At 38.9% G+C, this 24421-nt stretch carries 20 protein-coding genes; 8 read left to right on the top strand and 12 right to left on the bottom strand.

The features are described from left to right. The first annotated feature begins 113 nt into the window (after positions 1–113). The 4 genes from rplM (at position 114) to L5B90_RS01240 (ending at position 2278) form a co-directional block, all read left to right on the top strand. Positions 114–542, top strand: coding sequence for a 50S ribosomal protein L13 (gene rplM / locus L5B90_RS01225; protein WP_017806616.1), 429 nt, complete (start codon positions 114–116; stop codon positions 540–542). A gap of 16 nt (positions 543–558) precedes the next feature. Continuing rightward, positions 559–951, top strand: a complete 393-nt coding sequence (gene rpsI, locus L5B90_RS01230) for a 30S ribosomal protein S9 (protein ID WP_017806615.1) — start codon at positions 559–561, stop codon at positions 949–951. A 217-nt stretch (positions 952–1168) separates the two neighbouring features. Beyond that, entirely contained in the window at positions 1169–1807 is a 639-nt protein-coding gene (gene sspA / locus L5B90_RS01235; RefSeq protein WP_250363012.1) for a stringent starvation protein SspA, read from the top strand. Between the two features lie 12 nt (positions 1808–1819). After that, positions 1820–2278 (top strand): ClpXP protease specificity-enhancing factor, encoded by a 459-nt coding sequence (locus L5B90_RS01240; RefSeq protein ID WP_250350248.1) that lies wholly within the window; start codon positions 1820–1822, stop codon positions 2276–2278. A gap of 875 nt (positions 2279–3153) precedes the next feature. Here the strand turns inward: L5B90_RS01240 and sbcB are convergent. The 5 genes from sbcB to mukF all read right to left on the bottom strand — a co-directional run bounded on the left by sbcB (position 3154) and on the right by mukF (position 12143). Further along, positions 3154–4575 carry an exodeoxyribonuclease I gene (sbcB, locus tag L5B90_RS01245; protein ID WP_265761920.1) on the bottom strand — a complete coding sequence of 474 codons (1422 nt, stop codon included), beginning with the start codon at positions 4573–4575 and terminating at the stop codon, positions 3154–3156. A 4-nt stretch (positions 4576–4579) separates the two neighbouring features. Further along, on the bottom strand, positions 4580–5452 hold the full coding sequence (locus L5B90_RS01250) for a DMT family transporter (protein WP_265761921.1): 873 nt from the start codon (positions 5450–5452) through the stop codon (positions 4580–4582). Between the two features lie 78 nt (positions 5453–5530). Further along, positions 5531–10078, bottom strand: a complete 4548-nt coding sequence (gene mukB / locus L5B90_RS01255; RefSeq protein WP_265761922.1) for a chromosome partition protein MukB — start codon at positions 10076–10078, stop codon at positions 5531–5533. After that, positions 10078–10806 (bottom strand): chromosome partition protein MukE, encoded by a 729-nt coding sequence (gene mukE, locus L5B90_RS01260; protein ID WP_265762529.1) that lies wholly within the window; start codon positions 10804–10806, stop codon positions 10078–10080. Before mukE ends, mukB begins: the two co-directional genes overlap by 1 nt. A gap of 11 nt (positions 10807–10817) precedes the next feature. Then, positions 10818–12143, bottom strand: a complete 1326-nt coding sequence (gene mukF, locus L5B90_RS01265; protein ID WP_265761923.1) for a chromosome partition protein MukF — start codon at positions 12141–12143, stop codon at positions 10818–10820. Positions 12144–12391: 248 nt separating this feature from the next. Between mukF and ttcA the strand changes: the two genes are divergently transcribed. Next, a complete protein-coding gene (gene ttcA, locus L5B90_RS01270; protein WP_250363006.1) occupies positions 12392–13342 on the top strand; it encodes a tRNA 2-thiocytidine(32) synthetase TtcA in 951 nt (316 codons plus the stop codon). Between the two features lie 101 nt (positions 13343–13443). Here ttcA and L5B90_RS01275 read toward each other — a convergent pair whose 3' ends face one another. From L5B90_RS01275 to L5B90_RS01295, 5 genes are all read right to left on the bottom strand, one after another. After that, positions 13444–13947 (bottom strand): C40 family peptidase, encoded by a 504-nt coding sequence (locus L5B90_RS01275; RefSeq protein ID WP_250363005.1) that lies wholly within the window; start codon positions 13945–13947, stop codon positions 13444–13446. A gap of 69 nt (positions 13948–14016) precedes the next feature. Beyond that, on the bottom strand, positions 14017–14313 hold the full coding sequence (locus L5B90_RS01280) for an integration host factor subunit alpha (protein ID WP_103855875.1): 297 nt from the start codon (positions 14311–14313) through the stop codon (positions 14017–14019). A 4-nt stretch (positions 14314–14317) separates the two neighbouring features. Next, the gene (pheT, locus tag L5B90_RS01285; protein ID WP_265761924.1) at positions 14318–16705 is read right to left on the bottom strand and encodes a phenylalanine--tRNA ligase subunit beta; all 2388 of its coding nucleotides are present in this window, start codon (positions 16703–16705) and stop codon (positions 14318–14320) included. Positions 16706–16736: 31 nt separating this feature from the next. Further along, positions 16737–17726: a phenylalanine--tRNA ligase subunit alpha gene (gene pheS / locus L5B90_RS01290; RefSeq protein WP_250350258.1), complete on the bottom strand. Its 990-nt coding sequence runs from the start codon at positions 17724–17726 to the stop codon at positions 16737–16739. Between the two features lie 75 nt (positions 17727–17801). Further along, positions 17802–18500, bottom strand: a complete 699-nt coding sequence (locus L5B90_RS01295; protein ID WP_265761925.1) for a TIGR01621 family pseudouridine synthase — start codon at positions 18498–18500, stop codon at positions 17802–17804. A 34-nt stretch (positions 18501–18534) separates the two neighbouring features. Here L5B90_RS01295 and cls point away from each other — a divergent pair, with 34 nt between their 5' ends. Together cls and L5B90_RS01305 are read left to right on the top strand one after the other, a co-directional pair. Continuing rightward, complete coding sequence (gene cls, locus L5B90_RS01300) at positions 18535–19998, top strand: cardiolipin synthase (protein ID WP_265761926.1); 1464 nt, start codon at positions 18535–18537, stop codon at positions 19996–19998. Positions 19999–20034: 36 nt separating this feature from the next. Then, the gene (locus L5B90_RS01305; RefSeq protein ID WP_265761927.1) at positions 20035–20694 is read left to right on the top strand and encodes a histidine phosphatase family protein; all 660 of its coding nucleotides are present in this window, start codon (positions 20035–20037) and stop codon (positions 20692–20694) included. A gap of 103 nt (positions 20695–20797) precedes the next feature. Here the strand turns inward: L5B90_RS01305 and bioD are convergent, their stop codons facing one another. Together bioD and L5B90_RS01315 are read right to left on the bottom strand one after the other, a co-directional pair. Continuing rightward, the gene (bioD, locus tag L5B90_RS01310; RefSeq protein WP_250351689.1) at positions 20798–21520 is read right to left on the bottom strand and encodes a dethiobiotin synthase; all 723 of its coding nucleotides are present in this window, start codon (positions 21518–21520) and stop codon (positions 20798–20800) included. A 64-nt stretch (positions 21521–21584) separates the two neighbouring features. Next, a complete protein-coding gene (locus L5B90_RS01315) occupies positions 21585–22808 on the bottom strand; it encodes an ROK family protein (protein WP_250363002.1) in 1224 nt (407 codons plus the stop codon). A gap of 195 nt (positions 22809–23003) precedes the next feature. On the opposite strand from L5B90_RS01315, the gene asnS reads away from it, so the two are divergent. Continuing rightward, positions 23004–24407 carry an asparagine--tRNA ligase gene (gene asnS / locus L5B90_RS01320; protein WP_265761928.1) on the top strand — a complete coding sequence of 468 codons (1404 nt, stop codon included), beginning with the start codon at positions 23004–23006 and terminating at the stop codon, positions 24405–24407. Positions 24408–24421 lie beyond the last annotated feature (14 nt).

Consider the following 24421-nt stretch of genomic DNA (forward strand, 5'->3'; position numbering starts at 1 on the left):
CCCACCGCACATTATTTTATCGAGATCACACTCGAAGGGGTGCAGATTGAGATTAATGGTTGTGTTCAATGTTGAACACTGGGTATTAATATTATTTTATTGGTAATTAATTAATGAAAACTTTTGTAGCAAAACCAGAAACAGTTAAACGTGACTGGTATGTAGTAGATGCGACAGGTAAAACGTTAGGTCGTTTAGCGACTGAATTAGCACGTCGTCTTCGTGGTAAACATAAAGCTGAATATACTCCACACGTTGATACAGGTGACTATATCATCGTTATCAATGCGGACAAAGTTGCCGTAACCGGTAAAAAAGAAAGCGATAAAATTTACTACTGGCACACTGGCTATGTAGGTGGTATCAAACAAGCGACATTTAAAGAAATGATTGCTCGCCGTCCTGAAGCAGTGATTGAAATTGCGGTTAAAGGTATGTTGCCAAAAGGTCCATTAGGCCGTGCAATGTATCGTAAGTTAAAAGTGTACGCTGGTCCTAACCACGAACACGCAGCACAACAACCACAAGTTTTAGATATTTAATCACGAGGTGAGAAAAATGGCAGAGAATCAAAACTACGGCACAGGTCGCCGCAAAAGCTCTTCAGCTCGTGTATTTATCAAACCGGGCAGTGGTAAAATTACTATCAACCAACGTGAATTAGACGTATATTTTGGTCGCGAAACTTCTCGTATGATCGTACGTCAGCCATTAGAATTGGTTGAATTAACTGATAAATTAGACCTATACATCACAGTTAAAGGTGGTGGTATTTCAGGTCAAGCGGGTGCAATCCGTCACGGTATCACTCGTGCATTAATTGAATATGATGAAACATTACGTCCAGCATTACGCGCAGCAGGCTTTGTTACTCGTGATGCACGTCGCGTTGAACGTAAAAAAGTGGGTTTACACAAAGCACGTCGTCGCCCACAATACTCAAAACGTTAATCGTTTCTTATTCAAATATTGTTCAAATGGCAAGTTTTCACTTGCCATTTTTCTTTTCTAAATTTATTAAACCAATCATTACAAGAAAATTCAATTTATTATCAATAAGATAGAGTAGTATTGAATAAATTTACTTAGCTATTTCCCTATAATTTATGGTAAAATATTGCCCTTAATTTAAAATGACAGATAAGCAAAAGGTTAGCAGAGGAATAAAATGAGTAGTGCATCAAGTAAACGTTCAATAATGACCCTTTTTTCCAATCAAGAAGATATTTATTGCCATCAGGTTCGCATTGTATTAGCGGAAAAAGGCGTGCCTTATGAAATGGAAGAAATGGCTCTAGGTTCTGTATCTGAAGATTTAATGGAATTAAACCCTTATGGAACATTACCAACCTTGGTAGATCGTGACTTAGTGCTATTTAATTCTCGTATTATTATGGAATACCTTGATGAGCGTTTTCCACATCCGCCATTAATGCCAGTTTATCCTGTATCTCGTGGTAAAAGCCGTTTATTAATGTTAAGAATTGAGCAAGATTGGTATTCTTTACTAAACCAAATTGAGCAAGGCGATGAGTCTGAGAAAGAGCAGGCTACAAAGCAATTAAAAGAAGAATTATTAGCTATTGCACCAATTTTCAATCAAACACCTTATTTTATGAGTGAAGAATTTAGCTTGGTCGATTGCTATATTGCCCCTTTATTATGGCGTATGCAGAAGCTGGGTATTCAATTTACAGGAGCCGGAAGTAAAGCAATCAAAAATTATATGGAACGCGTGTATCAAAGAGATTCTTTCAAGCAATCCGTTGGTGAAGTTGCGCCTAAAAATCTAATGGATGATAAATAAAAGAGAGGAGTTATGGAGCGTAAATTCTCACCGAAACGTCCTTATATCTTAAGAGCTTATTATGATTGGCTTATAGATAATGATTGTACGCCTTATTTGGCGGTTGATGCAACGTATGCAGGGGTAAAAGTACCAGCTGAATACGTCAAAGATGGGCAAATCGTATTAAATATCTCAATGAATGCAACGGGAAACTTGCAATTAACCAATGATTTTGTGCAATTTAATGCGCGTTTTCAAGGCATACCGCAAGAAATTTTTATTCCTATGGGGGCGCTTATTGCTCTTTATGCAAGAGAAAGTGGTGATGGCATTATGTTTGAACCAGAGGAATTTGAAGGTGATCTTGCCCAACAAGATGAAATTCAAGATGAGCAACCGTTAAGTTTCGTTGAAGCTGTTGATAAACCTAAACCAATAGAAAAATCATCTAGCAATAAATCCTCTCCAAAATTACGTTTTATTGATTAATTATTATTGTCTCTAATGTCTTTTAAGTGCCTGTATTAAACAAATCGTCCAGGCACTTTTTTATATCCCTAATTTATAAAAACCTTATTTTTTTTCATTTCTATCGACCTTGTTTAATTATTTTGTAACCCTGTAACAAAAGCATCACTCGAATTTTTCTCTTTCTTTAATAAGTTTCACAATATTAGTTATTTTAAATCTTATTAGTATTTATTTTATCTATTGTAGAAATCAAGGGTAAATTACCACATCACCATAACAGCACAGCAATCTAAAAAATAAGATAATGCTGCAATAAATAAAGCGCAACATAAAATATTAGAGATGCCATAAGCTCAACAAAAGAGAGTAATAAAAAGTTACTTTTACACCTTCATTATTTAACATAATATACATTATGCGAAATCAGTTATCTGGTTAGCAAAAGCTACGGATAAATAAAATCACAGAGTTACACACAGATCACTTTTACTAGTTAAACAAGGTGAAAACAAGCATATTGGCAACGTTGTAACGCTAAAATTTTAGATGTTACGCACTGGAATGAATGCAATGTAAAGAAAAATTAAAGAAGAATTAAAGATGAAGGCTAGAAAAATCTTGCTTTACTTTTAATTTAAATAAAATTTGGAATTGATGTGAAACTATCCCATCTGTCTCTGTTATTTGTTCTTGTTGCTAATGAGCTTACTAAATTAGGTATTTTCGCGAGAACTGAACAGATATATCGATTAGTTAGATAAGAAATATAAGTATGTCCAATATTAGAGATGATTACTCTACGTGAAAAATAAAAAAATCGAGCAATTAGATTACTCGATTTTTTATTCTACATAATGTTAGAAAAATAATTACATTGTGACAGCATCACAAAGTTACCCTAGTAATTTTACGCCATATTCATAAACCCGTTGCAATAAAGCTAATTTTTCAGGGGTGTTTTGATGTTCTTCCGCTAAGGTTTGTAATTCTTGCTCAAATTGCACCGCACTTTGTTCCAGCTTTCTGCGGCGGTATTTATCCCAACGTAACTGCTCTACTCTGGTTAATGTTTTATAGAAATGTCGTGCGCGATAATGAAATAGCAAGCCATCAACACGTTTATCTTGGAATGTCAAATTATGCTCGGCCAATTTTTCAGGTGCTAAATCACGCAAAATAGCCATATTATTTTTATCATTTGGACTGAAAAATCCGCTATACAATTCAGTTTCCACATTATCGCTTGGCTCAAATGTCCGTTCATCGGTGAAAATTTGTAGCACTTTTTCACGGATATTGAGATCTGCACGCAATCTAGCAAGGTTTGCTAAGCAATCTTGACGATTAATGCCTAAACGTTGTGCATTTTCAGGTAATAGGGTTTTGGCTGGAGCTAAAATTGGGCATTTATTGATATGCACCAATTTTAATGGCACTGGCAAAATGCCTTGTTCTTCCAATTCTGCTTTTTTCGTGTATAAATTCTGGCGTAATTCATCTGCACTTTTATTGAGCAGATCATCAATATTACTATCTAAATCACATACAATGACCGCATTTTTATTGGTTGGATGCCACGCAAGAGGAGCAATCCAAGTGGTGTTGCCACGATAATTTCCTAACATTCCTGAAACGTGAACCAAGGGTGTCATTTCTGCAGTGTTAATCATTTTTTCAAGGGATTTTTTATCGCGATGTTCAAAGAAAAATTGGAATAATCTTGGCTGTTTTTGTTTGATCAGTTTTGCCATTTCGATAGTTGCATACACATCAGCCATTGCATCGTGGGCATTGCTATGCTCTATTCCATTCGCTTTGGTTAAATTTTCTAAGCGGAACGAGGGCATTCCCTCATCATCATAAACCCAGTTTATGCCTTCTGGTCGCAAGGCATAACAGGCACGCACTAAATCCAGTAAATCCCAGCGAGAATTACCATTTTTCCAACTATATTCGTAAGGATCGATAAAATTCCGATAAAAGGTATAACGGGTCATTTCATCGTCATAGCGGATATTATTAAACCCCATTACACAAGTATTTGGTTGTGAGAATTCTTGCAAAATTCGCTGGGCAAATTCTGGTTCAGATAAACCTTGTTCGTTGCATTGTTGTGGCGTAATACCCGTTACCATTACCGCAGTGGGTGAAGGTAAATAGTCATTAGTTTGCTTGCAATAGAACATCACAGGCTCACCAATAATATTAAACTCTTTATCTGTACGAATACCGGCAAATTGCGCAGGGCGATCCGTGGCGGGATTAACCCCAAAACTTTCGTAATCGTAAACAAAAAAACTAAAATTATCTTGCATTACTTTACCTTGTTAAAAAAGGTTCTAAATAAAATAGGCTGAGAATGGCAGAAATACCAAGTACTACGCCTACCCCATTAATTTTACTTATTTTTTCTTTGAATACTATTGCGCCTACAAGCGTGCCAAGACAAATCACGCCAATATTCATTCCTGCAAAAACCAGCGTTGGGTTTTGGCTGAAACTTTGATGGGCGCGAATATAAAATAGAATATTCATAAAATTTAGCCCGCCGAGTACAATTCCAGCTAATAAGCTTGCGCCATTCCATTGGGTTCGTTTAATCAATAAATACATAAACATCACGCACATTGCTAAGGCAAACGCAATAAACAAGGTGGTTGGAAAGGCATTCCCCATTTTGGCCATTTGTTTGAATAAAATGTCAATGACACCATAGCCTAACCAAACAGTAAGCAAACTCAATCCCGCTTTGACAGAAAGTTGCTGTTCGCACGGTCTATTGATTAAACAAAATAACGCAGAAAAAGCCAAAACTAAGCTGATAATACGTGATTGACTGAGCTGTTCGCCAAATAATATAAAGGCAGCTAAAATAGGCAGAAATAAGGATAAACGTTGCGCTGCATCAGAGCGCACAATGCCAGCAAATTCAACCGCTTTAGACATAATAATGAATACACTCGGTAGCAATAAACCTAGAGCTAAGAAAATGGCACTATTTTCATTTTGTACAATAAACTCGGTGAAGCCTTGTCCTTGAAAATTCGGCTGTAATAAAAAATAACTTAATAACAGGGCAATAAGATAATTGAATGCGATTGCCTGTTCAATGACGATATTAAACTTCCGTGCGACTTTTAATAATACGGAGACAGCCACACTACAAGCAATAGCAAGAAATAAATAAGCCATTCGCTATCCTTAGTAAAAAGAAAGAAATTTAAAGTGCGGTAGAAATTACCCTTATTTTTTACCGCACTTTAATATAACTTAGTGTGTTGCACCAAACCCACGTAATCCCACTACGTGAACTTGTTCTTGATTACCTGAGATTTTACGTACCAGTTTATAAGTGGTTCCTTTTTCTGGGCTAATGTTTTCAGGTGCTGCAATTAATAATTGCATATCTAAACGAGAACATAGTTCAAATAAGGTCGAAATCGATTTCGCATCTAAACGCGCCGCTTCATCAAGGAATAATAAACGGCAAGGAACAATATCCTTACCTCGAATACGACGGCTTTCTTCTTCCCAACTTTGTACTACCATTAGTAAGATTGACATCCCAGTACCAATAGCTTCACCCGTTGATAATGCACCACTTTCTGCACGTAACCAACCATCTGCGCCACGATACACTTCAACTTCTAAATCAAGGTAATTGCGGTAATCCAACAACTCTTCACCAATAGTTTGAGCGGTACGCTGCCCCATATCGATATGCGGATTTAAGCGTTGATACAATTTCGCAATGGCTTCGGAGAAAGTAATACGGTTATCTGAGAATAAATCTTGATAATCATTGTGGCGATCGGATAACGCATCTAACAACATTGCGTGAGTATCACGAATATTGACCACTAAACGCACCGATTTCACCTGACCAAAGGCAATATTTTGTAAGCCTTGATTGAGCATACGAATGCGATTTTGTTCGCGTTGAATGGTTTTACGCATAATATTCGCCACACTTTCGGAACTAATCGCGAGTTTTTTCTCACGATTTGTTAATTCTGCAGTTAGGCGAGATAACTCGATCTCCATTTGTTCAATCGCATCAATCGGATCATCTGTTTTAATGATGTCTTGACGAATACGCTCACGTAAATGTTGATACACCGCAATAAAGAACCGCACTTTATTTTCTGGTTTACGATTATCCTCAGATAAACGCAACGCATCACGCAGGTATTCATTATCAGCTACGGCAGTACGCAACGCACCAAGGGCTTTATCTGACATTGAACGTAATTCATCAGCAGAAAGATAAGCTAACTCGCGGCGGTTTAAACGTTTTTCCACATCACTATTGCGTGATAATCGTAGCACTACACACCAGCTTGCTTTCATCGCCACCACTAATTCACGTTGTGTTTTGTAATCACGTTCTGCTTTACGAATACGGCGGTTAAGATTTTCACTTTCGCTTTCAATTAAGGTTAATTGTTTTTCCAAATAGCGGCGACGATTACGTACCGTGGTAAGTTGTTGCGATAATTCATCACGGCGTGCTTGCGCCCGTTGCTCTGCCCCATCATCTGCGCGTACGCCAAGCTGACTGATTTCCTCAAGCAACTCATTCAGTACTTTATTTTTTTCTTCATAGGAACTACGCAGCTCAATATAAACTTGATTATATTGGGCAAAACGAATTTGTTTTTGACGAACGTGTTCGCGTTGTTGTTCACGTTGTTGCTGAATTTGCTCTAAACGATTGCGAAGCTGCTCATTTAATTCAGAGGTTTCAGATTGGACGCTTTCTTTGTAATCAAAATGGGCTTTACGTTGTACCACATCGGCTAAAGCAAAAACACGTAGTTGAATTTGTTTTTGTTGTTGTTTTGCTTGTTCATAGTCAGCTTTTAATCGCTCATAATTTTCTGGATCGCTTTGTAATGTATTGGCAATGGGTTCAAGCTGTGACAATGTCACACCATATTGACGAATAAAGCGTTCATCTTGTTCTGCTAAATCTAATTGCTCACGACATTCTTCGATACGATCTAATAAACTTTCATCACCAATGACGCCAAGTTGCGGAATCAGTCTATTTAATAACTGTAATTTTTCTTTTGCATTGTCTAATTTAAGGCGAATTTGTTGTTCAGTGGTAGTAAACTGCCCTAATTCACGCTCGATTTCCCCTTGTTCACGGCGAATTTGTGCCATTAATTCTTCAGGATTTGGCTGGAATGCGAGGGCTAAATGCAAGCCAACAAATTGACTGAAATGTTCGTGTAAGCGTTGGCATTTTTGCACATCAAAAGCACATTCGGCATAGTGTTCCGATACTTCATCACGTTCAATTTGTAAGGCTTCTAAATGTTTTTCTCGTGCAGCACGACCAAATAATGGAATTTCAGGGAATTTTGAATAACGTAATTCACGGTTAGACACCTGAACCACAACCCCTAGATCTAACTCTTGGGCGGACAATACGCTGTCATCAAAAGAACTTGGATCACCTTCGATAAGGTATAAATCATCTGGGCAATCTTCAAGTTGCGCTAATTGCGCTTTCACAGCGTCTAAATCGCGCACCACAATCGCGTGACGAGCAGGGCCATATAACGCGGAGAAATAAGGTGCGTCTTCAATTGGCACATCATCATAAAGCTCAGAAAGTAGCACACCGCCAAAGCGTTCTGCTAATACATTTAAACGCGGATCTTCAGAACCATCTGGCTGGCTTAAACGAGAAATTTGCTCATCAAGTTGCTGACGTTTTTGCTCTAACTGATCACGTTTGATGGTTAATTCTCGTTCTTTAACTAAGAGTGATTGCATAAAATTCATCACGTCTTGGCTGTCAGCAAACTGACTATGACTTTGTTCTTGTAAACGTTCTAGCGCTGATTGCGCGGTAAGCCACGCCGGGGCTTTATTAGCATTTTCATTGTAACGGACATTCAACTGCTCACGTTTTTGACGAAGGGTTGAGCGCTGTTCCACCTGTTCTGCCAATTCTTCATTTAGCTCATCAACAAGGCTTTCTTGCTCCGCATAATAGTCTTCAATTTCATCGGCGGTTTCAAGTTCTAATGTGGCTCGCTGATTAAATTCTTTCAATAAACGCACCGCACTTTGTTGTTGTTGATAACGCTGTTCTAACTCGTGTAATTTGGCACGAAGTTGCGGTGTTTGTTGCGCTTGCACTTTTTGGCTCGGATATTCACGTAATAATGCTTTTGCACTTTCCCACGCAGCAGAACGTGGCATTTCGCCTGCGATTTGGCAAACAAGTTGATAGGCTTTATCAAACTGCGATTTCGCCATTTCGGAAATCGACATTTTTTGCTCTAAATCTAGAACGTTATTCGTCAAATCTTCCGCTTGCGCGACAAATTCAGCGTGATAATCCTCCACATTTTTAGTAGAAAGATCTGCTAATCCACAAAGGGTTTTGGCTTTTTCAAGTGCTTGAATAGCCTGTTGATATTGCAACGCACGGGTTTGTTGGGCATCTAGTGCTTGTTGATAATCCGCTAATTGGCTACGCAGTTGATCCACTTCTTGTTCATATTGTTCTAACTGTGCTTGGCTTTCTTCGTGCTGTTCTGATGCTTCTTCTACCGCAAATTTTTGTTCTTCTAATTTTTCTCGTAAACTTTCTACATCATCTTGATAACGCGAGATTTTTTCTTGATGACGTAACGCATTTAGCACCAAATTAAGATGATCGAGTGCGCTTTGGTGATCAACCTCAAGGGTTTGCTCATTTTCGTTAAGTTCCGCCAATTCACGGCTAAAATCCACTAAGCGATGTTGTGATAAATCGCGTTCTGATTTTGCTAAATACCATTCCTTACGATGTGTTAAGGCACTTTCTACATTGCCTCGACGTTCATTGGCATTACGCATATAATCTGACGCCACATAATTAGTGGTTTCTGTAATTAAATGCTTGAATAAATCACGATCTGATTGCGTAACTTTAATTGCCTCAAGGGTCATACGGTTTTCACGCAATGCACTTTCCATATCTTGAAAGGCTTTACGGACGCCTAAGTTTTCGGGTAATAAATAATCACGCAAGGAGCGAGTAATCGCACTGGAAATTCCTCCGTAAAGCGAGGCTTCAATGAGTTTATAAAATTTGCTACGATCTGAAGAAGAACGCAGACGTTTAGGAATAATCCCTAAATCAAACATCATTCCGTGATAATCTGTAATGGAATGATATTGTTTAAATTGTGCACCAAGGTTTTCTATTTTTTCTTTTAATTCATTAAGTGTTAGTACCCTTGCTTGACGTTCATTGACCGTTTCAGTTAAAACACTTGTTGGTGTTTGTGCAAGACTTAGCCCTTGAATAGAAAAGGTTTTAATATCAACTTTTTTATCACGTCCAGCAACTTGTTGTAGACGCGCCCCGACTAAAACACGTTGATGACGAGAATTCACTGCATCTAATACTGCATAGCAGACACCCGGTTTGAGCTTACCGTGCAACCCTTTGTCGCGTGAACCCGTGGTTGCCCCAGCTTCTGTGGTATTACGGAAGTGTAATAAGGTTAAATCAGGAATTAACGCGGTAACAAAACCAGCCATTGTGGTCGATTTCCCCACGCCATTCCCCCCTGATAAGGTCGTGACTAACTCATCTAAATCAAATGTACGGGCAAAAAAACCGTTCCAGTTAATGAGGGTCAGTGAGCGGAATTTTCCACGCTCGACATTTTGAGCAATGGAGACAGGTGTATCTTGCTGTTCTGCTTGCACTGTTTCAATAATGTCTAATTCTTCAGGTTGATGATTTTCCATTTCTTCACTATCAAGGGTTAAATTATCATTTTCAAATTCAAATGCTTTGCTCATTATTCTTCCCCTTCCTCATCAATTTCTTCTATTTCATCTACATTTTCAGCGTCATTTTGTACCGCTCTTTTCTCATCTTGTAAGGATTGCGGTGTTGCCGCTTCTCCATCACGAATTAAGCGTAATTGTGCTTCCATTGGATCATCACCTGCACGCACTTCAGCACCAAAACGAAATACCGCTTCTGAAATCACAAATTTACCACTATGTTGATCCCCTACGGTAGCAATCATTCCTAGACGGCGTAAGCGGTTAAGTGCTGCTCGTACTTTTTCAGCTAATTTCTGTTTATCTAAATCAGATCCTGAAGAACGCTGATTGACGGTTTTTAACAGTTTGCTTTCATCAGCAAGATTTAATAATTCATCATAAACTTCTTGTGTGGTAAAAATACCTTGTTGAGCAAGACGCTCTGGACTTAAATACAAGTAACATAATACTTTTCCCACAAGCATTTCTAGCTCGGAAAGAACAGAACGCGCAATTAATGTTGTTGCTTTTGGACGTAAATAAAAGAAACCTTCTGGCGCACGAATTAATTCTACGTTATAACGGCGATAAAATTGATCCAACTCATATTGAAAATCCATTAAAAAAGCGTGATTATCAAGCTGTTCAATACTAATATGTCTTCCCGCTCGTAATTGGCTGTCCACAACAGGAAAAAGAGGATTTGCAATGGCTTGAGCTTGTTTTACTGAAATTATATCTTGTAACTGATCTGTCATCATTTTTTCTCTTAATTATATTCATCAATAATATGGGCTTGTACTTCAGCACCCGCCTGATTTATTTCTTCCCATTGTGGATATACGCCACTTAAATCACCACTCGCCATTCCTAGCCGTACAGCTTGATCGACAATAATTCTTGCTACATCAAAATGTCGTTCGACGGGATAATTATCCAATTGTTCTTTTAACACAAGGCTAAGATTAATAGGACGATGATTTTCGCGATAAGCGATTAATAGGGCTTGCATATATTCAACAATTTGTTCGTGCAAATCAGCCAAACTTTCGTATTGTAATGCTTCTGGCAACTCCCCTAGCGCATCTTCTTCACGTAATACAAGCTCTTCATCACGCAAATCTACTAAACGTTCTGCTTGTGCAGTCCATAAATACCAAGGATTTTCAAAATAATGTTGAATAGATTGGCGTAAACGTTGCGAAAACACACGATTTTTATCCATATCAATCGCTGTACGGATAAATTTATGTACGTGGCGGTCATAACCAATCCACAAATCAATAGATTGTTGCCCCCAGCTGATAATGCGGTCTAATTTTGCTTGTAAATCAATAATAAGTTGATCGATAAAATAGAGATTCTGCTGTCCGATCACACAATCTTGAATACGCAATAATTGTGCTTGCAGTTTATCTCCAGCGGAATTGAGAGTATCTTGCAATTCACGTAAATTGCTTGAGGTTTCATCTAATAAACGTTCACAGCTTGAAATCGCTGCTTGCCAATCTTTGGTTAATAGCTCTGCAATTTCATCTTTAATGCTTTGCTGACTTTCATCCATCACACGTTGTGAGAAATCAATGCTGTCAAAAATCTCTGCTACAGAATATTTTAATGGCGCAAACACATTGCGTCGCCAATGATGTTCATCTCCACCTTCTTCTGCTGCTTCAGAAGCACGTTGAATTTCATCTGCCACAATAGAAAGCTGGACGGAAAGGCGTAACGCAGAAAATTCACGTTGACGAATGTAATAGTCCGAAACCCCAACGCCCAATGGGGTTAAACGATAGATTGCCAAACCTTCGGTGAATTCGCTACTAAAGCGATTGAGAAAACGCTGTTTCACTAATTCATTAATCGCATTATTGGCTCGGGTAGCAATATTATCGGGGGATTGCTCAAAGGCTGATGCGGTATGACGGAAAATATCCACTAAATCCGTTTCTAACATCTCACCGTCTAAACGTTCATTGTTATAAATCGCAATAGCCAATAAAAACGCCAAACGATCAGTCGGCAAATTAAGCGAGAATTCTCGCTCTCTTGCCCAAGAGACCAATTCAGGGATTGTTTGTGATGTTTCAAGCATTGTGTATTCTCACAAGCAAATAAAAATTAGACAAAAATTGTAGTTGATTATACAGGATTTTTTAAGGATCTTGTAGATCGATTTATACCTTCATTTGAGTAAAGTTAAAGTGCGGTACTTTTTTATGTTTTTTTATTTAAGCTATTTAGCTAAAAAGAATTAATCTTGTATATTCCTATTGGAAAAAATTCCATTACCCCTTACTATACGCAAGTTTTTTAAATTGATATGACAGAATAATAAATCCAATGAGTGAAAATTTAACTTCTCAAAACGAAAAAACAAAGAAACAAATCTATAATTTCAATAAGTTACAAAAACGCCTACGTCGTAATGTAGGAGCTGCCATTGCTGATTTTAATATGATTGAAGAGGGCGATAAGGTAATGGTGTGCTTGTCTGGTGGAAAAGATAGCTACACTTTGCTTGATATTTTGCTCAATTTACGCCTTAACGCACCGATTCATTTTGACATTGTGGCGGTAAATTTAGATCAAAAGCAACCCGGCTTCCCTGAACACGTCTTACCTGAATATTTAGAACGCATCGGTGTGGATTACAAAATTGTAGAAGAAAATACCTACGGCATTGTGAAAGAAAAAATCCCAGAAGGCAAAACCACTTGCTCTCTTTGCTCACGCTTAAGACGTGGGATTTTATACCGCACTGCCACAGAGCTTGGTGCAACCAAAATTGCTCTTGGTCATCATCGTGATGATATGTTGGAAACCCTATTTTTAAATATGTTCTATGGTGGCAAACTGAAGTCAATGCCACCCAAATTAATTAGCGATGATGGCAAACAAATTGTGATTCGTCCACTGGCCTATTGTAAAGAAAAGGATATTGAAAAATATGCTATCGCCAAACAATTCCCCATTATTCCTTGTAATCTTTGCGGCTCACAGCCCAACTTGCAACGCCAAGTGGTAAAAGAAATGTTACAAACTTGGGATCGCCAATATCCGGGGCGTATCGAAACGATGTTTAGTGCAATGCAAAATATCGTACCTTCTCACTTATGCGATAAAAATTTATTTAATTTCAAAGATATTCAACGTGGACAACAGTTAGACGGTGTGGAAGGCGATATTGCTTTTGATAAACAAGATCTGCCAACTACCCCATTATACCAAGATGAAGAGGAACAAACCGATTTTAGCCAAAATGAAATGATCGCATTTAAGGAAGTGAATTAAACGTAAAGCGAATTAGAAAGTGGGCAAAAAATTAAGTGCGGTGAAAAAAATTAACATTTTCCACCGCACTTTTCTATGTCTCTATTTTTATAAATGCAATTTTACATTCTACGCGCTTGCCAATAAGTGCGCGTCCAGTAAGGGCTATTGAGGGAAGAATAAATCACTCCCCCTTTAGTTGATGCGTGTAGAAATTGACCATCTTTAACATAAATCCCAACGTGGTAGCCATTAGGCCCTCGCCCTGTTTTAAAGAAGACTAAATCTCCTGTTTGAATTTGCGATTTTGGCACTTTTGTACCATATTTCACTTGCTCTTTTGTCGTACGTGGAAGTTGAATATTAAAACGATCACGAAATGTTTTTTGCACAAATCCAGAGCAATCAATACCACGGCGACTTTGCCCGCCTAAACGATAAGGCGTGCCAGCCCATTCTCGTTGATGTTCACTTAATAAGGCGATTGTCATAATTGGATCATCAAGTCGTCCCTGATAAGAAATTTTTTCATCAGAATCTGAATGATTTGCTGAATGTGGAGACCCTGAACAAGCTGCTAAGACAGCAATACCAAGGGAAACTAAAATAAATTTAGCTAAACGCATTTTTTACCTACAAAATAAATAAAAGGAAAGCTATCCAAAAAAAGATAGCTTTCTTATCACATAAATAATTTAAGCCTTTGGCTTCGATTTTTCTACTCGAGAACGTAATTTTTGACCGGGTTTGAACACCACAACGCGACGTGCGGAAACAGGTACGCTTTCTCCTGTTTTAGGGTTGCGTCCCGGGCGTGAGGCTTTATCACGTAATTCAAAATTACCAAAACCCGATAATTTCACATCTTGTCCACTTTCCAACGCTACGCGAATTTCCTCAAAAAAACTTTCTACCAATAATTTGGCATCACGTTTATTTAGATTATGCTTTTCAATTAAGCTGTCAGCTAGTTCAACTTTGGTCAATGTCATAATATTAATCTCTCAAATAAGCATCAAATCGTTGTTTTAATGCGTCTAATACTGCTGAAATTACCGCATTAATTTCTTTCTCTTCAAGGGTTTTTTCCGTATCTTGAATTGTTAAGCTAATCGCTAAACTTTTCTTACCTTGTGGTAAATTTGCCCCTTGGTAAACATCAAATAAACTTAGGTTCACAAGCTGTTTTCCGCCCGCTTGACGACAGACTTCTAACACATCGCCAGCCGGTATTGCGCTATCCACGACAATGGCCAAATCACGTTTATTAGCTGGGAAGCGAGAAATTTCTTTGGCATTTGGCACAGATTTTTCTGCAATCGCCGCCCATTCAATTTCAAATACAATTGGTTTACCTGACAAACCAAGCTGTTGCACGACTTTTGGATGTACGGTACCAATATAACCGACTTCTTTATCGTCCAACATAATGGCAGCGGATTGTCCTGGGTGTAACGCTGGATATGATTTTGCAACAAAACGCAAACGATTTCCAGCCTTTGTTAGCGATAAAATACGTTCTAAATCCCCTTTTAGATCAAAGAAATCCACATTTTCGCCTTTATGTTCCCAATGCACTGGACGTTTATCCCCTACAATCGCTGCGCCAATGACATATTCTTGACGAACACCACTTTCTGCTTGGCTATCAGGAATAAAGCGTAATCCACCTTCAAAAATACGTACACGATTTTGCTGACGATTTTGGTTGTAAGCAATGGTTGTAAGTAAGCCCGGTAATAAAGAAACACGCATAGCAGACATTTCACGCGAAATTGGATTTGGTAAAATTAATGCCTCTTGTTGTGGGTATAATAATTGCTGAACTTCAGGATCAACAAAGCTATAAGACACAATTTCTTGATAATCACTATCTACAAATGCCGTGCGAACACGAACCAATTCTAATAAATGTTCAGGCATTGGTTTCATTTGTAAATGCGCTAATGGTGGATTATTCGGAATATTGTTATAACCGTAAATACGGGCGACTTCTTCGATCAAATCTTCTTCAATTTCAATATCAAAACGCCAGCTTGGTGAAATCGCTGTCCATAGACCGTCTTGATAACTCACTTGTAACCCTAAGCGTTGCAAAATATCAGTAACCGTTTCAGTTGGAATATAATGCCCTAGTAGATGATCTAATTTTTCACGGCGTAATTGAACCTGTTTCACTTTAGGTAAATGCACTTCACTGACCACCTCACAAATTTCGCCAGCTTCTCCACCACAGATTTCTAATAATAATGCGGTTGCTCGTTCCATCGCATCGCGTTGTAAATTAAAATCAACGCCGCGTTCAAAGCGGTGAGAAGCATCAGTATGCAAGCCATATTGTCTTGCACGCCCTGTAATAGCTAACGGAGCAAAGAATGCGGATTCAAGAATAACGTCTTTTGTTTCGCCATTTACTCCGCTTGCTTCACCACCAAAAATGCCAGCCATTGCTAATGGACCATTTTGATCGGCAATAAGAAGTGTATTGGGTTGAAGTTTGGCGGTTGTACCATCTAACAGGACTAATTCTTCCCCTTCTTTTGCCATACGTACTTGTACAGGCTGGCTCACTTTAGCCGCATCAAAGGCGTGCATTGGCTGTCCTAATTCAAGTAAAATGTAATTGGTAATATCTACTACCGGATCAATAGAACGGATACCGCAACGGCGTAATTTTTCTTGCATCCAAATAGGCGTTTGCGCCTTAACGTTCACATTTTTTACCACACGCAATAAATAGCGTGGGCAAGCCTCTGGCGCTAACAGATCAATTTGTGCTTTATCAGTAATGGTTGCTACAACGGGCTGGATCTCAGGCGTATTGACTGTTTGCTGATTTACCACGCCCACTTCACGGGCAATGCCCGCAATACTTAAACAGTCGGCACGGTTTGGCGTTAAGCTGATTTCTACACTGTTATCATTTAATTGTAAATATTCACGTAAATCCGTCCCAATCGGTGCATCGGCTGGCAATTCAATGATACCGTTATGATCGTCAGAAATGCCTAATTCACTAAATGAACATAACATTCCTTCAGAAGGTTGACCGCGCAATTTAGTTTTCTTAATTTTAAAATTACCCGGTAATACAGCACCATCTACAGCACAAGCTACTTTCAACCCTTGGCGGCAATTTAGTGCGCCACATACAATGTCTAATAGACGTTCACCACCAACATTCACTTTGGTTACACGCAATTTATCAGCATCAGGGTGTTGAGCGCATTCCACCACTTCCCCAACAACAACGCCATTAAATTCACCAGCAACCGCTTCAATGCCATCGACTTCGAGTCCAAGCATTGTAATTTGATCACATAATTGTTCCGTGCTAACTTCAGGATTAACCCATTCACGCACCCATAATTCACTAAATTTCATATTCTTTCTCTACATTAAATTCGGTTTTCAATTACTTAAATTGTTTTAAGAAACGGAGATCATTTTCAAAGAACGAACGTAAATCTGTTACATTGTAACGTAGCATCGTTAAACGTTCTACGCCCATTCCCACCGCAAAGCCAGAATATTCTTCTGGATCAATACCAACATTACGCAACACATTTGGGTGAACCATTCCACAACCTAGCACTTCCAACCATTTGCCGTTTTTACCCATCACATCGACTTCTGCAGAAGGTTCTGTAAAAGGGAAATAGGACGGGCGAAAACGCACTTGTAAGTCTTCTTCAAAAAAGGCGCGTAAGAAATCGTGTAATAAGCCTTTTAATTCACTGAAGTTAGCGTGTTTATCCACATAAAGTAATTCAATTTGGTGGAACATTGGGGTGTGGGTTTGGTCATAATCATTACGGTATACACGTCCCGGTGCCATAATACGAATTGGCGGACGCATTTTTTCCATTGTACGAATTTGTACGCCAGAGGTTTGGGTACGCAATAAACGCTCTGCATCAAACCAGAACGTATCGTGATCGGCACGGGCTGGGTGATGAGCCGGAATATTTAGTGCATCAAAGTTGTAATAATCAGTTTCAATTTCAGGCCCCACTTCTACACTAAAACCTAGGTTAGAGAAAAATTTTACAACACGCTCAATGGTAATTGAAACAGGGTGTAAGCCACCTAATTCTGTTTTACGCCCCGGCAAACTGACATCAATACTCTCTTTCGCTAACTGTGCATTAAGGGCTTCTTCTTCCCACTGTGCTTTTTTGGTGTTTAATAAATCTAACACTTTTTGTTTCGCTTCATTGATTTTTGCCCCCATTGCAGGACGCTCTTCCGCCGCCACATCACGCAATCCTTGCATTAATTGGGTAAAATGCCCTTTTTTCCCAAAATATTCCACACGAATGGCATCTAGCGTTTCAAGGCTTTTATCGTGCAATTTTTCAATCGCTTCTTTTGCCTGTTCGGTAATTTCTTTAAGGTGTTGCATACCTATCCTCTAATAACAATATAACATCTGAAAAATTTCTTAATGATAATACTAACGCCTTAAAAAATCACGTTTTTATTGTGGCTTTTCGCAATTATTCTGCCTTTCCCAGTGTTGAATTTTTTCTTGCACGGAAAGTGCGGTAAAAAACTCACCTGTTTTTGGTAAGGCTTTCACACAAATTTGCTGGTTTTCATAAGTAAATTCAAGCTGATAACAATGTAAATAAGTGCGGTCGGATTTTTGCTTATTTCCTCCATAGCGTTCATCACCTAAAATGGGACTTCCTAAACTTTTCATTGCCACTCGTAGCTGATGGGTTTTGCCTGTTTGCGGGAATAGCATAAACAGGCGTAAATTGGGTTCACAGCTTAGCGAAGAAAAACGGGTGATGGCAGGATTTTCCTTGCTTTGGCATAATTTCCACGTCCCATTACGCGATTTTTGCATATCCCCAATGATCCGTCCTTGTTTTTTCTTCGGCTTTTCAGTGGATAGCGCCAGATAGGTTTTCGCGATGCGATGACTAGCAAATAACCCAGACAACGTTGCCGCAGCTTGCTTATTCAATGCTAAAATCAACAATCCTGATGTTGCCCTATCTAAGCGATGTACCAACCAAACTTGGGGTAAATTCAATTGTTGAGCCATTAAGGTGGTTAGACCAACCTCTTGCTCATCTTTATGTACGGAAATGCCACAAGGCTTGTGAATAATGATAAAATCAGCGTGCTGAAAAACAATGTCAAACATTGGCGTTGTGATCTCTGGCATAATTAGACATTTATAAAAGTGCGGTTAAAAATAAATGAATTTTACTTTTCAACAGATTATAGCATATCTCATCCCTGTTCTGATTTGGATTTTAACGATCTCCATTACAATGCGATTGGTGATTAAAAAACAATCCGTTTCAGCTACCCTTTCTTGGTTGATGATAATTTATCTCGTCCCCGTGGTAGGCATTATCGCCTATTTAGTATTTGGCGAAGTGAAATTAGGTACAAAACGTGCAAAGGCATTTCGTTTACTTGCACCGAAATTTAATCAATGGTTTGGCGATTTTTCACAATGCCCGCAATTAATCAATCACCATAATACTCTGCTTTATCGCCCAATTTTTGACTTAGCCAAAAGTCGCTTAAACATTCCTTGTGTGCTAGGTAATGAACTGCATATTTTAGAGACGCCAGAAAGTATCATAAAAAGCATTATTGATGATATTCATCAAGCCAAACATAGCATCAATATGGTGTTTTATATTTGGTGGAATGGCGGCCTAGTGGAAGACGTGCAACACGCGCTAATTGCCGCACAAAAGCGCGGCGTAACAGTGCGAATATTGCTTGATAGTGTAGGCAGTCGTCAATTTTTGAAAAGTAAACATTGCCGTGAAATGAAAGAAAGTGGCATTGAAATCACCGAAGCACTACACGTTAATTTACTACGGATGTTTTTTAGTCGTATTGATTTACGCCAACACCGCAAAATTATAGTGATCGATAATCAGATTGCTTATACGGGCAGTATGAATATGGTCGATCCGAAATATTTCAAACAAGACAGCCACGTTGGGCAATGGGTGGATATTATGGTGCGTATTAACGGGGCGGTGTCAGCGGTGCTAAATGGGCTGTATGCGTGGGATTGGCAAATTGAAAGTGATAAAGAAATCCCATTGCAGTTGCCTAATTGCCCTTTATTGCCCATAGAGAAGAACAATTCTCACGCCGTACAGATTCTTGCGACAGGCCCGGGATTTCCAGATGATTTAATGGCGCAATCCCTTTCTATTGCGATTTTCTCCGCGCGTAAAAGCATCACGATTACCTCGCCTTATTTTGTGCCAAGCCATAGCATTGCCGAAGCATTACGCATTGCGGCGTTACGCGGTATTGATGTGACGCTAATTCTGCCAAAGAAAAATGATTCTTTAATGGTTAGCTGGGCGAGCCGTACTTTCTTTGAAGATCTTCTTGCCGCTGGGGTAAAAATTTATCAATTTGAACAAGGGCTATTACATACCAAAAGTGTGTTGATTGATAACCGCCTTGTCTTAGTCGGAACGGTAAATATGGATATGCGCAGTTTTATGTTAAATTTTGAAGTTACAATGGTGGTGGAAGATCAAACTTTTGCTAATGAAGTTACCCTCTTGCAAGAAAATTACCGCCAACGTTCTTCATTATTAACCTATAAAGATTGGGTAAAACGTCCTGTTTATCAACGCGTTATTGAACGTTTATTTTTCTTATTCAGCCCACTTTTATAAGTGCGGTATAAATTTTCAACGTTTTTAAGGATAGTAATGAAAAAACAGCTTACCTTTTATTTCGTCCGCCACGGACGTACCGTTTGGAACGAACAAGGTTTATTACAAGGACAAGGCGATTCACCACTGATCGCCGAAGGCATTGAAGGAGCAATGAAAACAGGTAAACACTTAGCCAATATTCCCTTTGTTGCAGCCTATTCAAGTGTGTTAAAACGCGCGATGGATACCGCAGAATACATTATTGGCGAACGAAATATTCCCTTTTTTCAACATAAAGGCTTAAATGAGCATAGCTTTGGCTCTTGGGAAGGGGCATTAGTGAGCCACCTTCGTCAAAACGAAGAATATCAACAAATGACCAAAGATCCCGCCAATTTTCAGGCTAAAAGCAATCGTGGCGAAACCTTTGGTGAATTAGCTAAACGGGCAATGAAAGCCATTGATGAAATTATTCAAATACACCATTCGGGCAATATTTTGGTGGTTTCTCACGGTCATACACTACATTTATTGCTCGCTTTATTTGACGGCTCAACTTGGCAAAACCATCGTGAAAATCCACGAGTAACACGCTTAGCAAATACCTCTATTAGCATTGTGCGTTATGAACAAGCTGAAAACGAAAGTGCGGGGCGTTTTGTATTAGAAACGGTGAATAGCACAGCGCATTTGTCGTGCTTTAGACAAAAGTAATATTCAATAATAGCGAAAAACAAAGTGCGGTGGAAAAATTCTGATTTTTTGTACCGCACTTTAATAATCATTCAACTAATGAATTTCGCTTACTTCATCTACTCTACCTCACCCATTCCGTTTGCAGATAAGTCAAACGCTCAAGATTAGTGATGTAATGCCCGAGTTCTTGTTCTTCAGGACGATGAACATAGGGAATTTGCCCAAGTAATGGAGCGTCAATTTTTTCGCTGAGCATTTCAATCATTTCTGCATAATGGGCTAAACCGGGATTAATGCGATTGGCTATCCAGCCTAATAAGGGTAAGCCTGATTGTTGAATGGATTGCGCCGTCAACAAGGCGTGATTAATGCAACCTTCTTTAATGCCAACCACAAGCACGACTGGCATTTTGTGCGAGATTGCCCAACTGGCAAAGCTATATTCTTTATTCATTGGAGTAAGCCAACCAAATGCCCCCTCCACTAGCACAGATTGATAACGCTGAGTAAGTGCGGTGAGATCGGCGTTAATTTTTTTTATATCAATGCGTTCTCCGTCTTCACTTAACATTGGCAAACTGTGGGAAAAGCTATAACTATTCACGTCTCGGTAGGTTACATTCTCTTTTGTGGCGTCAATTAAGGTTAGGACATCAGAATTATTTTCTTGTCCATAATCGCTTTCTATTGGGCTTTCACGATAAGCCCAATCCTCTTGGCAACACGCAATCGGTTTATAACCTACAATTTGAATACCTTGATTTTGCAAGGCTTGGATAATGGCACGACTGGATACCGTTTTTCCTACATTGGTATCCGTTCCTGTAACAAAAAAGCAGCTCATCATTTTTTCCTTATGATCCCATTTGTTTGGAATTCTAAAGGAATTTCATAATGAGAGTATTGAGCTAACACAATTTTTCTTTATTTTTCAGTAGATCACCGAGCAAACTGCCATCATAAATCCCTTGCTTAATTGCTGCAGTTAAGACTTCAGGGCTATTCCATTTATAGCGGCTCGTTACTACTTCCACATTGCAATGATAAAGGGATAAACGTTGATTTAAGCGCGCTAAGAAAATCTCTTTTGCACTCAATAAACAGGTGTTTAACATCACTTTTTTAGAGGAAAACATATTAACTAAACACATTAAATGATAAGCCGTTAAATCCGCGATATGGTGAATAATATCAATCGCTTTTGCCTCATTGCCTTGTGCTTTTTTACATAAAAAGTGAATTTTTTCAATATTATTCACTTGTTGATTGTCGGGATACGCCAAATCAATCAATTTATAAATAGCTTGATGTGTGAGCTGATTGATAATTTGATGACGTTCCGTTTCAGGTAAGTGAGGATTGAGTTGATGCTGAATTGGGTTGAACGTTGGCGTAATGAGCTTATCAATATTCATCTTTGGCTGTTTGTTACATCGTAACACATCACCTTGTGATAATACGCTTAAATTGACTCGTTCATCAAGTTGTAAAAATAAAACGTGATCACAACCAATCACACTGCCCACAGAGCTTTCGGCAAACAACCACGTTTGGAAATAATCCGTTACCATAACAGGCATTTTAAAATAAGGGTGAAATAAGGCTTTCAGATCAAGTGTTAGCTGGCGATTGCCAAGGTGATAAACATATCTCTCTTCATTATCTAACTCCCCAGTTACGGCAATGGAAAAGGTGATGACTTTATAAGGTTCGAGTTTGGTTTTTTCTAAAAACGCTTGCACGTACCCCACTAAAACGCGATCTAATTGTGCAAATTCTTCACTGCGTAGCGGGAAAGAATGTTCTGCCAACGGTGTGCCATCTAATTCACAAAGAAATATATCAAAACGATCTTCACTCAGCACCGCACATAACGACTGCCAGAAAAAAGGCGATACACATAAACCAATTGCTGGACGTCCACGGTTTTCTGTATTTCGCACGGCTTTTTCAATAATTAATCGTTCATTAATAAGCTGACGGGTTAAAGAGGTGATCGTCGCTGGTGCTAAATGCGAAAGCTTTGAAAGATCAATCCGCGAAATTTCTTCAAATTGTTCAATTAGCCGATACACTTTCCCTAATTGTTGTAATTTTAAGACATACTTATCTTGTTTTCTTTCCTTGATCATAACGCCCCACAACGGATTAAATTTTTGAAATGAAATTATTGCTTTTTTATATCAGGTTGCCACCTAAAAACAAGTTATTTACTTCAATTTTGTGGGCAAGTTCACAAAAACAATTGAATAATTCATTTTGGCAAATTTCCTGAGTTGCGGTAAACTAAGCGGGTTTTTACGCTAAATTTTTTGATTGAGGTTTATATGACACAAATTGCCCCTATTGCAGAGGTATTACAAGGCGAAATTCAAATCGGTGATCAGGTTACCGTGCGAGGTTGGGTGCGTACCCGTCGTGATTCTAAAGCAGGGCTTTCTTTCCTTGCGGTGTATGATGGTTCTTGTTTCGACCCTATCCAAGTGATCGTCAATAATGATATTACGAATTATCAAGAAGAAATTCTACGCTTAACCACTGGTTGCTCGGTGATTGTTACAGGTAAAGTGGTGGAATCCCCAGCAGAGGGACAAGCAGTAGAATTACAAGCGGAAAAGGTGGAAGTAACAGGTTGGGTGGAAGATCCTGATACCTATCCAATGGCGGCTAAACGCCACAGTATTGAATATTTGCGTGAAGTGGCGCACCTTCGCCCTCGCACTAATATCATCGGTGCAGTCGCACGTGTTCGTCATTGTTTGGCTCAAGCCATTCACCGCTTCTTTCACGAACAAGGTTTTTATTGGGTAGCAACGCCACTGATTACGGCATCTGACACTGAAGGTGCGGGGGAAATGTTCCGTGTTTCAACCCTAGATTTAGAAAATTTACCACGTACCGAACAAGGTGCGGTGGATTTTTCGCAAGATTTTTTCGGTAAAGAAGCCTTTTTAACCGTATCTGGTCAGCTAAATGGGGAAACTTATGCTTGTGCATTAAGTAAAATCTATACCTTTGGCCCAACATTCCGTGCGGAAAATTCTAATACTACTCGCCACTTGGCAGAATTCTGGATGGTTGAACCTGAAGTTGCTTTTGCAGATCTGAATGATAACGCAAAACTCGCCGAAGCGATGCTTAAATATGTGTTCCGTGCCGTATTAGATGAGCGTAAAGATGATCTTAAATTCTTTGAAAAACACGTTGATAGTTCTGTTATCAGCCGTTTAGAAAATTTTATTCATTCTGATTTTGCACAAATTGATTACACAGATGCCATTGACGTCTTATTAAAATCAGGCAAAAAATTTGAATTCCCTGTTTCTTGGGGGATTGATTTATCCTCTGAACACGAACGCTATTTAGCAGAAGAATATTTTAAATCCCCAGTAGTGGTGAAAAACTATCCAAAAGATATCAAAGCGTTTTATATGCGTTTAAATGATGACGGAAAAACCGTAGCGGCAATGGATGTATTAGCCCCGGGAATTGGTGAAATTATCGGTGGTTCACAACGTGAAGAACGCCTAGACGTGTTGGATAAACGTATGGTAGAAATGGGCTTAAATCCAGAAGATTACTGGTGGTATCGCGATCTCCGCCGTTATGGTACTGTACCACATTCAGGCTTTGGTCTTGGTTTTGAACGTTTAATCGTTTATGTAACTGGCGTGCAAAATATCCGCGATGTGATCCCATTCCCACGCGCACCGAGAAATGCGAATTTTTAAGGTTAAATGAAAAA

The sequence above is a fragment of the Avibacterium sp. 20-129 genome, assembly GCF_026226845.1.
GTDB lineage: Bacteria > Pseudomonadota > Gammaproteobacteria > Enterobacterales > Pasteurellaceae > Avibacterium.